The 12,708-nt window shown below is 67.4% G+C and carries 14 protein-coding genes and 2 tRNA genes; 8 read left to right on the top strand and 8 right to left on the bottom strand.

The features are described from left to right. Window positions 1–4: 4 nt before the first annotated feature. The gene (locus QUE68_RS08745; protein WP_286275429.1) at window positions 5–1,555 is read right to left on the bottom strand and encodes a carboxyl transferase domain-containing protein; all 1,551 of its coding nucleotides are present in this window, start codon (window positions 1,553–1,555) and stop codon (window positions 5–7) included. Window positions 1,556–1,645: 90 nt separating this feature from the next. Between QUE68_RS08745 and QUE68_RS08740 the strand changes: the two genes are divergently transcribed. Further along, complete coding sequence (locus QUE68_RS08740; RefSeq protein ID WP_286275428.1) at window positions 1,646–2,263, top strand: SACE_7040 family transcriptional regulator; 618 nt, start codon at window positions 1,646–1,648, stop codon at window positions 2,261–2,263. A gap of 5 nt (window positions 2,264–2,268) precedes the next feature. Here QUE68_RS08740 and QUE68_RS08735 read toward each other — a convergent pair whose 3' ends face one another. Further along, window positions 2,269–2,484: a hypothetical protein gene (locus QUE68_RS08735; RefSeq protein WP_284225591.1), complete on the bottom strand. Its 216-nt coding sequence runs from the start codon at window positions 2,482–2,484 to the stop codon at window positions 2,269–2,271. Between the two features lie 155 nt (window positions 2,485–2,639). Between QUE68_RS08735 and QUE68_RS08730 the strand changes: the two genes are divergently transcribed. Next, a complete protein-coding gene (locus tag QUE68_RS08730) occupies window positions 2,640–3,389 on the top strand; it encodes an MmpS family transport accessory protein (protein ID WP_286275427.1) in 750 nt (249 codons plus the stop codon). Here the strand turns inward: QUE68_RS08730 and QUE68_RS08725 are convergent. Then, entirely contained in the window at window positions 3,386–4,690 is a 1,305-nt protein-coding gene (locus tag QUE68_RS08725) for an MFS transporter (RefSeq protein WP_286275426.1), read from the bottom strand. The genes QUE68_RS08730 and QUE68_RS08725 overlap by 4 nt on opposite strands. A 33-nt stretch (window positions 4,691–4,723) precedes the next feature. On the opposite strand from QUE68_RS08725, the gene cmrA reads away from it, so the two are divergent. Beyond that, window positions 4,724–5,530: a mycolate reductase gene (gene cmrA / locus QUE68_RS08720; protein WP_284225588.1), complete on the top strand. Its 807-nt coding sequence runs from the start codon at window positions 4,724–4,726 to the stop codon at window positions 5,528–5,530. Here cmrA and QUE68_RS08715 read toward each other — a convergent pair. Beyond that, window positions 5,527–7,101 (bottom strand): helicase HerA-like domain-containing protein, encoded by a 1,575-nt coding sequence (locus tag QUE68_RS08715; protein WP_284233588.1) that lies wholly within the window; start codon window positions 7,099–7,101, stop codon window positions 5,527–5,529. The genes cmrA and QUE68_RS08715 overlap by 4 nt on opposite strands. An 83-nt stretch (window positions 7,102–7,184) precedes the next feature. Here QUE68_RS08715 and orn point away from each other — a divergent pair, with 83 nt between their 5' ends. Both orn and QUE68_RS08705 read left to right on the top strand, forming a co-directional pair. After that, window positions 7,185–7,832 (top strand): oligoribonuclease, encoded by a 648-nt coding sequence (gene orn, locus QUE68_RS08710; RefSeq protein WP_286275425.1) that lies wholly within the window; start codon window positions 7,185–7,187, stop codon window positions 7,830–7,832. A gap of 27 nt (window positions 7,833–7,859) precedes the next feature. Then, a tRNA-His gene (locus QUE68_RS08705) sits at window positions 7,860–7,932 on the top strand. Between the two features lie 106 nt (window positions 7,933–8,038). Here the strand turns inward: QUE68_RS08705 and QUE68_RS08700 are convergent. Beyond that, complete coding sequence (locus QUE68_RS08700; protein ID WP_284225585.1) at window positions 8,039–9,262, bottom strand: L,D-transpeptidase; 1,224 nt, start codon at window positions 9,260–9,262, stop codon at window positions 8,039–8,041. A 160-nt stretch (window positions 9,263–9,422) separates the two neighbouring features. Here QUE68_RS08700 and QUE68_RS08695 point away from each other — a divergent pair. Further along, window positions 9,423–9,498 (top strand) — tRNA-Lys (locus QUE68_RS08695). 344 nt (window positions 9,499–9,842) lie between these two features. Beyond that, window positions 9,843–10,013, top strand: a complete 171-nt coding sequence (locus QUE68_RS08690; RefSeq protein ID WP_284225584.1) for a hypothetical protein — start codon at window positions 9,843–9,845, stop codon at window positions 10,011–10,013. Between the two features lie 11 nt (window positions 10,014–10,024). On the opposite strand, the gene QUE68_RS08685 is transcribed toward QUE68_RS08690, so the two are convergent. Beyond that, entirely contained in the window at window positions 10,025–10,252 is a 228-nt protein-coding gene (locus QUE68_RS08685; protein WP_284225583.1) for a DUF3618 domain-containing protein, read from the bottom strand. Between the two features lie 107 nt (window positions 10,253–10,359). Here QUE68_RS08685 and bcp point away from each other — a divergent pair, with 107 nt between their 5' ends. Beyond that, window positions 10,360–10,833, top strand: coding sequence for a thioredoxin-dependent thiol peroxidase (gene bcp / locus QUE68_RS08680; protein WP_284225582.1), 474 nt, complete (start codon window positions 10,360–10,362; stop codon window positions 10,831–10,833). 12 nt (window positions 10,834–10,845) lie between these two features. On the opposite strand, the gene QUE68_RS08675 is transcribed toward bcp, so the two are convergent. Next, window positions 10,846–12,186 (bottom strand): dipeptidase, encoded by a 1,341-nt coding sequence (locus QUE68_RS08675; protein WP_286275424.1) that lies wholly within the window; start codon window positions 12,184–12,186, stop codon window positions 10,846–10,848. A 112-nt stretch (window positions 12,187–12,298) separates the two neighbouring features. After that, a complete protein-coding gene (acpS, locus tag QUE68_RS08670) occupies window positions 12,299–12,691 on the bottom strand; it encodes a holo-ACP synthase AcpS (protein WP_284233574.1) in 393 nt (130 codons plus the stop codon). Window positions 12,692–12,708: the final 17 nt, after the last annotated feature.

Genomic DNA, 12,708 nt, shown 5'->3' with positions numbered 1-12,708 from the left:
CCGGTCACATCCTGAACACGCCATAGGACACGGGCTCGAGGGGAGCCTGTGCGACGATGGAAAGAGCAAGGCCGACAACCGTTCTGGTGTCAGCGGGATCGATCACGCCGTCATCCCAGAGTCGGGCCGTCGAGTAGTACGGATTGCCCTGCCGTTCGTACTGCTCGCGGATGGGCGCCTTGAAGGCCTCTTCTTCGTCGGCGGCCATGTCACCGCGCACGGTCGCCAGGACGGACGCGGCCTGCTCGCCGCCCATCACCGAGATCCGTGCGTTCGGCCACATCCACAGGAAGCGGGGTGAATACGCGCGCCCACACATCGAGTAGTTGCCCGCGCCATAGGAACCGCCGATCACGACGGTCAGCTTGGGCACCCGCGCACAGGCGACGGCGGTGACCATCTTGGCGCCGTGCTTGGCGATGCCACCGGCTTCGTAGTCGCGGCCGACCATGAAGCCGGCGATGTTCTGCAGGAAGAGCAGTGGCGTCGAGCGCTTGTCGCAGAGCTCGATGAAATGTGCTCCCTTGACGGCTGATTCGCCGAAGAGCACGCCGTTGTTCGCCACGATCCCGACGGGGTGGCCGTGAATGTGGGCGAAACCGGTGATGAGCGTGGCACCGTACTCGGCCTTGAACTCAGTGAACTGGCCGCCGTCGACGATGCGGGTGATGACCTCGTGCACGTCGTAGGGCACCTTCGAGTCGGTGGGCACGACGTCGTAGAGCTCGGTCTGATCGGCGGTGGCGGCGACCGTCGGCCGGACGTCCCACGGCGTGGCCGATCGCGGACCGAGCGTTGCGACGATGTTGCGCACGATCCGCAACGCGTCGCGATCATCTTGCGCGAGATGGTCGGTGACGCCCGAGACCTTGGCGTGCAGGTCGCCGCCGCCCAGTTCCTCTGCCGTCACCACCTCGCCGGTGGCAGCCTTCACCAGCGGCGGGCCGCCGAGGAAGATCGTGCCCTGGTTGCGCACGATCACCGCCTCGTCGCTCATGGCGGGGACGTAGGCGCCGCCGGCCGTGCACGAACCGAGCACCGCGGCGATCTGGGCGATGCCCTGGGCGCTGAGGGTGGCCTGGTTGAAGAAGATCCGACCGAAGTGCTCGCGGTCGGGAAAGACTTCGTCCTGGCGCGGGAGGAAGGCGCCGCCCGAGTCGACGAGGTAGATGCACGGGAGGCGGTTCTGCGCCGCAATCTCCTGGGCGCGAAGGTGTTTCTTCACCGTGACGGGGTAGTACGTGCCGCCCTTGACCGTCGCGTCGTTGGCGACGATCATGCATTCCCGGCCCGAGACCCGGCCGATGCCGGCGATCATCCCCGCACCGGGACACTCGTCGTCGTACATGCCGTCGGCGGCCAGCGGAGCAACCTCCAGGAACGGGCTGCCGGGGTCGAGGAGACCGTCGACCCGGTCGCGTGGCAACAACTTTCCCCGGCCGACATGACGTTCGCGCGCGCGTTCGGAACCACCGAGCGCCGCGGTCGCGAGCTTCTCCCGCAGCTCGGCCACCAACGCCACGTGCTGGTCTCGATGCGATACGAGCGTTGCCATGCCCACCCGTTCCATTTGAGTTAATGACGACTAACTGGTGGTATGTTAGTGACCATTAACCGAAATGTCTACCAGCGCGGGAGGGGCGGGATGGTGCAGAACCCACCGTCGACCGCGCCGGTGACCCGACGCAGCAAGGCCAAGTCGGACCGTCGCTCCCAATTGATCGCCGCAGCGGAGCGTCTCGTGGCCGAACACGGATACCTGGCCGTCCGGCTCGAGGACATCGGCGCCGCGGCCGGTGTGACGGGCCCGGCGGTCTACCGTCACTTCCCCAACAAGGAAGCGTTGCTCGTCGAACTCCTCGTCGGCATCAGCACCCGACTGCTGGCTGGCGCGCGCGAGGTCGTCGCCGCCCATGCCGAACCGACCTCCGCGCTGGACGGTCTGGTCGACTTTCACCTGGATTTCGCGTTCACCGAACCCGATCTGATCCGCATCCAGGACCGCGACCTGGCCCACCTACCGGCCGCCGCCAAGCGCCAGGTGCGGCGCGCGCAGCGGCAGTACGTCGAGATTTGGGTCGACGTGCTCCGTCGCCTGGACCCCGGTGTGGACGAGGGCGATGCGAGGCTGATGGCGCACGCCGCCTTCGGGCTGATCAACTCCACCCCGCACAGCGTGCGACCGGGCGCGGTGCGGGAATCGTCGCGCGCGGTGCTCAGGGCGATGACGCTCGCCGCGCTCGCGCCCGCCCGCCGCGGCTAGCGACGCTACTGGCTGGGCTGCGGAACGTTCACGTTGCAGTCGGCCACCTTCGGGTTGGCGCCCACGTAGTTGAGCGGACCCGCGACCACGGTCAGCGCGATGCTTCCCGCTGTGGCACAGCTCGTTTCGGTGGACTTGAAGTAGTCCCGCTGGTAGGCGGCGAAGACGCCGATGAGCAGCCAGACGAGCACGATCGTGCCGATGATTCCGCTACCTCGCATGCCGAGCCTCCATGTTCGTGAACCGCCGCTGCGGCGTCGGCTGCGTGTACCCGCCCGTCAATTGCGGTAAACCACTGCCCGCCGCCCGCCGCCCATCGAAACGAGCCCCGGCGCGCCCCTCTCGCGCGCAGGTACCCTGCAGACATGAGGTGGAGATGACGGATCCATCACGGCCCGACAGATGGGGTCAGGAGCATCCGGGGACCTACCACTACCCCGCCTATCCCGGCTCGCCCTACGGCCAACAACCGCCATACGAGGCGCCGAAGGCGACCGAGCAATTGCCTGCCTACTCGCCCTACGGGTACGACTCCCCCGCCACGGGCCACTACGGTCCCCCGAACCCCCCTGGCGGAGCACCGCCCGAACCCCCGAGGCCCGGCGGACCGCGGCGGTGGCTGTGGGTGCTGGCGGGGACCGCGCTGGTGATCGTGCTCGGGTTGGTCGTCGGACTCGTCGTCGTGAACAGCTCCCAGCAGAACACCTTGGTAGCGCCGCCACAGACACCGCTCGAGCCCACCGCGGCCGCGCCGTCCACCACCACGAGGACGCCGACCACGACGCGCGTCCCGACGAGCGCGCCGACGACGACACCCGGTGTCATCCCGCCGACCGATTCGGTCGAGCCCAGCGGCACGCACACCGTCGTCTACTCGGTCGCCGGCGAGGGCCGGGCGATCAGCATCCTCTACCTCGACACCGGCGGTGTGCTGCAGACGGAGTTCAACGTCGTGCTGCCGTGGACGAAGGAAGTGGAACTCGCCGGGGCAGCCAACAGTTCGGCCAGCGTCAGCATCGTCAACGTCGGGCACGAGCTCACGTGCTCGATCACCATCGACGGCACCGAGACCCAGCAGACCACCGGTACCGGCCTGACGCTGTGCACGTCGCTGGGTAGTCGCTAGCGCGACCGGTCCGGCACCCGCACCCCGACGATCGCGACCAGTCCTAGCACCAGCACGGTCACCAATCCGCCGAGCCCCGCGCGATCGGTGCCGAACACGTCGATGAAGGTGAAGAACAACAGTGGGGCGAGGAACGACACCGCCCTGCCGGTCGTCGTGTAGAGGCCGAACGCCACCCCCTCCTTACCCTCCGTGGACATCCGCATCATCATCGTGCGCGCCGACGACTGGGTGGGCCCGATGAACAGACACAGCAGCAGCCCGCAGATCCAAAATGCCACCACACCAGACAAATTGAGCAGGGTCAGCCCCACCACGACCATCGCGGCCAGCGATCCGACGATGACGGGCTTCGACCCGACGCGGTCGTCGAGCAGACCTCCGATGACGGCCCCGACCGCGGCGATCACACACGCGCACACGCCGAACAACAGGACGTCGGCGGGTGACACTCCGAACACCGTCACACCGAGGACCGCGCCGAAGGCGAACACCCCTGTCAGCCCGTCGCGGAAGACGGCGCTGGCCACCAGGTAGTAGACGACGTGGTGGTCGCGGCGCCACTCCCCCTTGACCTCGGCCCACAGCGCCCGGTAGGCGCCGAGTACCCCGACCGTTGGCGGACGGTCCCCGGTGTCGACGACCTTCGACGTGATCAACAGTGGAAGCGCGAACAGCGCGAACCACGCGGCGGTCAGGAGGACGGCCGCACGGACGTTTTGGCCGTCGTCACTGGGCAGCGAGAGCGCCCCGCGCGCGTCCCCGTCACCGGCGATGAACCCCAGGTAGACGATGAGCAGCAGCATCACGCTTCCGAAATAGCCTGCTGCCGAACCGAACCCGGAAACACGGCCCGACGTGCCGGGGGTCGACAACTGCCGCAGCATGGCGTTGTAGGGCACCGTGGCCAGGTCGCTGAACGCGGCCGTACACGCGAGCAGCACCAAACCCGGCCACAGATAGTGATAGTCGGCGCGGATCAGACTCATGGCCGACGTCAGCGCCACCACGACACCGGTCAGGATGGCCAGCACGGTGCGGCGGCGGTGCGGCGCATCGACCAGGACCCCCGTCGCCGGGGCCAGCAGGGCGACGAACAACCCGGAAATGGTCAGCACCCGGCCGAGCCAGCTTGCGGGGGTCGTCGGCCCCGGCAGCCCCACCCCCACCTGTTGGGTGAGGTAGACGGAGTAGACGAACGTGACGACGATCGCGTTCACGCCGGTCGCTCCGCAGTCCCACAGGGCCCACGCGACGACCGGCAGCCGGCCCGCGGTGCGAGACCCCGCGGGGTTGGTCATGAACGCACTCTATTGGTACTTACGATTGGGCCCATGTCCGTACCCGCTCCCAGCCCCGACGCGCGCGCCGTCGTCACCGGCGCCTCTCAGAACATCGGCGAGGCATTGGCCACCGAGCTCGCCGCCCGAGGGCACCACCTGATCATCACCGCCCGCCGCGAAGACGTGCTGACCTCTCTGGCCGACGAGTTGACCGGGCGCTACGGCGTCACCGTCGAAGTCCGGCCGGTCGATCTGGTGGATCCCGGTCAGCGGGCGGCGCTTTGCGACGAGCTCGCGCAGCGCAACGTGTCCATCCTGTGCGCCAATGCCGGCACGGCGACGTTCGGCCCGGTGGCGAAGCTCGACGTCGACGGCGAGAAGGCGCAAGTGCAACTCAACGTCCTCGGCGTCCACGATCTGGTGCTGGCCGTCCTGCCGGGAATGGTCGCTCGGCGTGCAGGGGGCATCCTGATCTCCGGCTCCGCGGCGGGAAATTCACCGATCCCGAACAACGCGACCTATGCCGCCTCCAAGGCCTTCGTCAACACCTTCAGTGAGTCGCTGCGCGGTGAGGTGAAGTCCCTCGGAATCCACGTCACCGTGCTGGCGCCGGGCCCCGTCCGCACCGACCTGCCGAACCCCGACGAGCAGTCCCTCGTCGACAAGCTGATCCCCGACTTCCTGTGGATCTCCACCGAACACACCGCGAAGCTGTCACTGGATGGCTTGGAGCGCAACAAGATGCGCGTCGTGCCCGGCGTGACGTCCAAGGCGATGTCGGTGGCCAGCGGCTACGCGCCGCGATCCATCGTCACCCCGATCGTCGGAGCGGTCTACAAGAAGCTCGGCGGCGACTAACGGCGCCGGCGGCCCGTACCGAACACGCTGCGGGTGATCTCGCGGCCGGCCACGGTGGCCGCGGACCGCAGGAAGCTCTTGAATGCCGAGCTCTGCAGCACCTCGGACACCACGCCGGGCTCTTCCTTGGGCGTCGCGATCTTGCCGCGTCCCGAGGCGCTGGCGAGTCCTCCGTCACCCGAGGGCAGCGGCGGCGGGAGCGCTTCGGGCGGTGCGACTTTGGCGTTGAGCCGCTCGTAGGCGGACTCGCGGTCGATCGTCTGGCCGTATTCGGCCTGCAGCGGCGAGGCCTTGGCGGCGGCGGTGATCGCGTCGGGACCGATGGTGTCCATCAGCGAACGCGGGGCCCGCATCCTGGTCCACGCCACCGGGGTGGGGGCGCCCTTCTCGGACAGCACGGTGACGATGGCCTCACCGATGCCCAGCGAGGTGAGCGCTTCTTCGAGGTCGTAGACGGTGGTCTTCGGGTAGGTGCGCACCGTCTTGGTCAAGGCCTTCTGATCGTCGGGGGTGAACGCGCGCAGCGCATGCTGCACGCGGGCACCGAGTTGCGACAGGACGTTGTTGGGCACGTCGGTGGGGAGCTGCGTGCAGAAGAACACCCCGACCCCCTTGGAGCGGATCAGCTTGACGGTCTGCTCGACCTGCTCGAGGAACGCCTTCGACGCGTCGTTGAACAACAGGTGGGCCTCGTCGAAGAAGAACACCAGGTTGGGCTTGTCGACGTCGCCGACCTCCGGCAGCGCGGTGAACAGATCGGCCAGCACCCACATCAGGAACGTCGAGAACATCACCGGCCGGGCCGCCTGCGCGCCGAGCTCCAGCAGGGTGATGACGCCGCGGCCCTGCGCATCGAAGCGCATCAGGTCCTTCGGCTCGAGTTCCGGCTCACCGAAGAAGGTGTCGGCGCCTTCGGCCTCGAGATTGACCAGGGCACGCAGGATGACGCCCGCCGTCGTCGGCGACACCGCGCCGAGCGCCTTGAGTTCGGGCTTGCCCTCGGTGCTGGTGAGGAACTGGATCACCGCGCGCAGGTCCTTGAGATCGAGCAGCGACAGACCCTTCTGGTCCGCCCAGTGGAAGATCAGGCCGAGGGTGGATTCCTGAGTCGCATTGAGCCCCAACACCTTCGACAGCAGGATCGGGCCAAAGCTGGTGATCGTGGCGCGCACCGGGACGCCGATGCCCGAGGTGCCCAAGGACAGGAACTCGACCGGGAAGGCCGTCGGCGTCCAGTCGTCGTCCGTGTCGGTGGCGCGTTGAGTGGTCTTTTCTCCGACCGCACCGGGTCGCGACAATCCCGACAGATCGCCCTTCACGTCGGCCATGACCACGGGCACGCCGGCCGCCGACAGCTGTTCGGCGATGACTTGGAGTGACTTCGTCTTGCCGGTGCCCGTCGCCCCCGCGACCAGGCCGTGGCGGTTGACGGTGGCGAGCGGGATCCGCACCTGCGCGCCGGGGTCCACGACCCCGTCGACGACGATCGAGCCGAGGACGAGGGCCTGGCCTTCGACGGCGTACCCAGCCGCGATCTGTTGCGCGGGGGTGGCAGTCGGTTCGGTGCTCATGCCGGGGGACATTACTGGTCGGGGGGGCCGATCGAGGAGGGTCTGGGCAGCCGCGTCGGATCGTGCGAATACTGTTGACGGTTGTGCGTGACGAACTGGTATGGATCGACTGCGAGATGACGGGGCTCGACCTGAGGTCGGACCGACTCATCGAAATCGCCGTCCTGGTCACCGACGGGGAACTGAACCTGCTGGGCGACGGCCTCGACGTCGTGATCCACGCCGATGATGCCGCGCTCGACGGCATGGTCGACGTGGTCGCGAAGATGCACCGGAAGTCGGGTCTCACCGAGGAGGTCCGGGCCTCCACCGTCGACGTGCCAGAAGCGGAGGCCATGGTGCTCGACTACATCCGGGGCCACGTCAAGCAGCCGAAGACCGCACCGTTGGCGGGCAATTCGATCGGCACCGACCGCGGTTTCATCACCCGCGACATGCCGGCGCTGGACGACTTCCTGCACTACCGCATGATCGACGTCAGCTCGATCAAGGAACTGTGCCGCCGCTGGTATCCGCGCATCTACTTCGGGCAGCCGGAGAAGGGGCTGGCCCACCGCGCCCTCGCCGACATCCACGAGTCGATTCGCGAGTTGAAGTACTACCGGAGCACCGCCTTCGTCGCCCCACCCGGTCCCTCGACCAGCGACATCGCCGCGGTCGCGGTGGAACTCGGACCGCCGACCGCCGATGGTGGACCCATCGATTCGGACACCGACCGACCGACCGGCTAAGATCGACGGGCCGCCTCGGCGGCAATGGTGGCTGTAGTTCAGCTGGTAGAGCACCAGGTTGTGATCCTGGAAGTCGCGGGTTCGAGCCCCGTCAGCCACCCCGCAGGTCGGAGGGCGTTTACGTCCTCCGACCTTCTGCATTGGGGGGTCACCAACGAAATCGGACCCGTCGCACCGTGTGCGCGGGTCCGATTCGGAGATCAGGCCTACACGTTGGCGTTGCCGGCCTTCCACTGCTCCCACGGCACGTTCCAGTCACCGAGTCCGTCCGTTCCGGGCAGTACCGAGCCGACGGTGTTGACGACGTCGACGATGTCACCGCGCTTGGTGTTCTCGTAGAACCATTGCGCGTTGCTGGTGCTGACGTTCAGACATCCGTGGCTGACATTGCTGTAGCCCTGGCTGCCGACCGACCACGGCGCCGCGTGGACGTAGATCCCGCTGTAGGACATCTGGGTGGCGTAGTCCACCTCCGTGCGATATCCGTTGGGCGAGTTGGACGGCACGCCGTAGGTCGAGGAATCCATGACCAGGTGCGAGAACCGGTCACCGATGATGTACGTGCCGTTGCTCGTCGGCGTGCTGCTCTTGCCCATCGAGATCGGCATGGTCTTCACCACCTCGCCGTTGCGCCGGACGGTCAACGTCTTGGTGCTGTCGTCGGCCGTCGCGATGACTTCGTCGCCGATGGCGAAACGCGTCGTGACGTTCTCCTGGCCGAACAGCCCGTCGCCGAGGTCGACTCCGTAGGTGTTGACGGCGACGTCGATCGTCGTGCCCGGCTTCCAGTAACCCTCTGGGCGCCAACGCACTTCACGGTTGCTCAGCCAATAGAATGCACCCTCGACCGGCGGATTGGTGGTGACCGTGATCGCCTTCTCCGCAGCGAGCCGGTTCGGCACGTTCTCGTCGAATCGGACGGCGATGGGCTGGCCGATGCCGACGACATCACCGTCATTGGGCATGAGGTAGGGCATCGTCAGGTTCTCGGGCGAATGCGTCTGGAAGGTCATCGACCGGCTCGTCACGCCGCCGAGTCCCAACGACTGCGCGCTGAGCGTGTACTTGTTGTTGTAGCCGAGCGGCTCGGTGGTGGACCATCGCAGACCGTCGGGGCTCAGGCGGCCGGCGACGGTGGCCCCTTCATCGTCGGTCATGTTGACCGCACCGAGAACGCCGTCCTCTGCGCTCACCGTCACGGGCGCGTCCACCGTGACGCCGACGGCCCCGTCGGTGACCGATGCAGAGAGCTTCGGGACCAGGAGGTCACCGAACGGCGTCCCCTTGTCAGCAATGGTCTCGGGCTGCGGCGGCGCGGCGGGCGTGCTGCTGCAGGCGCTCGCGCCGAGGACGATGGCGGGGACCAGCAGGATGGCCGCCAGCCAGGTACGCGTCCGACGCGGACGTGCTGCCGATTGGACCTGCGACATGCTCGATACACCTTCCAACCGGACTTCACATGGGATTCCCACTTACTTGCCAGCAGTCTAAGGGAATCCGACGACAACAGCGCGATCGCTTCGTGGGCCGTCGCACTTTCGACATAGGGATTTCACCCAGCGCCCCGGGGACTGTTATCGTCTCTCTCGCGCGCCGTTAGCTCAGTTGGTAGAGCAGCTGACTCTTAATCAGCGGGTCCGGGGTTCGAAACCCTGACGGCGCACCAGAAACGATCGGGTCGGCGACGGCCCGATTTTTCATTGCCGGGGTGTTCCCCGAGCCACCCACAGGTCCGCCCCCGACAACACGTGGTGGATAGCGGCTGACGGTATAGTAAATTAACTCGCCGTTTACGCCGCCGGTGCGAGCGACGTGTGCTGAAATTACCCGGCCATGATCGGTTCTTTCGTACGAAGTATCCGAAACCGCCGGTACCGAATGGTTCAACCAGGGAAAATGGTTTCAACTCGAGCACCGCTGATGTGATTTCAGTGCTACGATCGTTGTTAGCTGCAGCCGCGAAGGCGGCGAGCCGCGATGATTTCTGAACGAGGAACGAGGTCTTAGCTGATGCTGACCGCAGGTACGGCCCCCTCCGTCGCCCCTCCGACCGTCGAGAACGACGACGTCGAGGCGCCGAGGATCGTGGTGGTCTACAACTGCTCGAGGCTCGGGCTGACGGCCAACCCCCCCGGATTTTCGTTCCTCGACTTCTTCCGCTTCGGCCGTCGCCGTCGCTGACCCTCAGCCCGTCAGCGGTCCCTGATCCGTCGGATCACCAGCACCACGACGACCGTGCCCAGCCCGGCGAGCGAGACCGCCACGGCGGGTTTGGTCACGAACTGCAGGACCTTCGTCTTCAGGTCGTCGGCGATCCGCGCCGGATTCGCCCGCTCCGCCAGCGCATCGACCGTGGTCGCGAGCTGCTCGCGCGCCACGTCGATGTCCTGCTTGATCTTGTCGGGATCCCGGTCCGCCACGTCAGCCCCTTCAATCGCGTTGCCGTCTTGGGGAATTACCCTAGAGCAGCCACGCGACGACCCCACAACCGCAGTCGCGCACCGGCTGACCGAAGGGACACCCACCCATGCCACCGACCCCTCGCCTCGCGGCGGGCGACAAGGCCCCCGCCTTCAGCCTCTCCGACGCCGACGGCCACACCGTCGAGCTCAGCGACTTCAAGGGGCGCAAGGTCGTCGTCTACTTCTACCCGGCGGCGTCCACGCCCGGGTGCACCAAACAGGCCTGCGACTTCCGCGACAGCTTGGCCGAGTTGGACGACGCCGGCCTCGACGTCGTCGGCATCTCCCCCGACAAACCCGAGAAGCTCGCGAAGTTCCGCGACGCCCAGGGATTGACCTTTCCCCTGCTGTCGGATCCAGAGCGCAAGGTGCTCACGGAGTGGGGCGCCTTCGGCGAGAAGACCATGTACGGCAAGACCGTTCAGGGTGTCATCCGCTCGACCTTCGTCGTCGACGAGAGCGGCAAGATCGAGGTCGCTCAGTACAACGTGAAGGCCACCGGCCACGTGGCGAAGCTGCGTCGCGACCTAGCGGTGTAGCGGTCTGGCGGTCTAGCGCGGCGTGGCGCGTCCGAGGGCTTCCAACAGCAGAGCCTCCGAGGTAGCCGCACGCTCGAGCACCCCGAGATCGAGGCTCTCGTCGATGCTGTGCGCCTGCGTGGCCGGATCCTCGACGCCGGTGACGAGGATCTTCGCCTCGGGGTAGGCGGCCGCGAACGCAGCGATGAACGGGATCGACCCGCCGACGCCCATGTCGATCGCGTCGATGCCCCAGGCCTGCCGGAACGCCGCCCGCGCGGCGTCGTAGACGGGTCCGGTGGCGTCGATGGCGTACGGCTGCCCGAGGTCGCCCGGTGTGACCGTCACCTGCGCCCCCCATGGAGCATGCCGCTCGAGGTGGCGGGTCAACGCCGTCATGTGCTCGCTGGCGTCACCACCTGGCGCCACGCGCATGCTCACCTTGGCGCGGGCCCGAGGAATCAACGTGTTCGACGACTTCGCGATGGAAGTCGTGTCGATGCCGATGACCGTGATCGCCGGCTTGGCCCACAGCCGCTCGACGACCGAACCCGTACCGATCTCGGTGACCCCGTCGAGCATCCCGGTCTCCTCGCGCACCTGCTCGGCCGGGAACTCGACGTCGGCCGCGGTGCCGTGATGCAGCCCGTCGACCGCGACGTTGCCGTCGTCGTCGTGCAGGCTGGCGAGCAGGCGCACCAGGACGCTGAGTGCGTCGGGAACGACACCGCCCCACATTCCGGAGTGCAGTCCGTGGTCGAGGGTCGCCACCTCCACCACGCAATCCGCAAGGCCGCGTAACGACACCGTGAGCGACGGGATCTGGGTGGTCCAGTTCATCGAGTCGGCGATGACGATCACGTCGGCGGCGAGAAGATCCCGATGGGCGGCGAGCAAGGCGTCCAGGGACGGCGAACCCGACTCCTCCTCACCTTCCACGAACACCGTGACGCCGACCGGGAGGTCACCATCGAAGGCGCGGATGGCGGCGAGGTGGGTGGCGATGCCTGCCTTGTCGTCGGCGGTGCCGCGGCCGTACAGCCGACCATCGCGTTCGGTGGGCTCGAAGGGTGCCGAGGCCCACTGGGCGGTGTCGCCCTCGGGTTGCACGTCGTGATGGGCGTAGAGCAGGACCGTCGGGGCGCCGGGTGGCGCGGGATGGCGAGCGATCACGGCCGGCGCACCGCCCTCGCTGACGGTGCGAATGTCGTCGAATCCCGCCTCCGACAACAACTTCGACACCATCGCGGCGCTGCGATCGACCTCGCCACGGCGGCCGGGGTCGGCCCACACCGATTCGATGCGGACGAGATCCTCGAGATCGGCGCGCACCGATGGCAGGACGGACTTGACCCGGTCGACGACGTCGCTCATGACGACGAGCGTAGTGCCCCGCCCCTCCCGCCCCTCCCCGCGAGCAGACGCAAAGGGCCCTCATTCGCTACGAATGAGGGCCCTTTGCGTCTGCTCGCGGGAGTAAAGGGGGTTAGGCGGACTCCAGCACCGCCACGGCGGCAGCGGTGTCGCCGTCATGGGTCAGGGACAGGTGGATCGTGATGTCCTTGAGGTGCTCGGCGATCGCACCCGTGAGCCGGCAGCGGGGCCGTCCCCACATGTCGGTGACGATCTCGATGTCGCGATGGATCCCCTCGGGCAGCATCGGCCGCTTGGAGAACCGCGACCCCGACCACGCCTTGATCACGGCCTCCTTGGCCGCCCAACGCGCCGCGAGGTGGCGCGCCGCGGACGAACTCTTGTCCGCGGCGTCGCGGCGCTCACCCGGGGTGAACGTCTCGGCGAACACCGTGCCCGGCTGGTCGACCTGTTCGGCGAAGTCCGGTATGGAGACCAGGTCTATTCCGACTCCCACGATGCTCATCGCAGGAACGCTAGCGC

The sequence above is a fragment of the Mycolicibacterium sp. TUM20985 genome (genome assembly GCF_030295745.1).
Taxonomy (GTDB): domain Bacteria; phylum Actinomycetota; class Actinomycetes; order Mycobacteriales; family Mycobacteriaceae; genus Mycobacterium.
The sequence above is the reverse complement of the archived record's forward strand: the minus strand, read 5'-3'. Positions and strand labels throughout refer to the sequence as shown.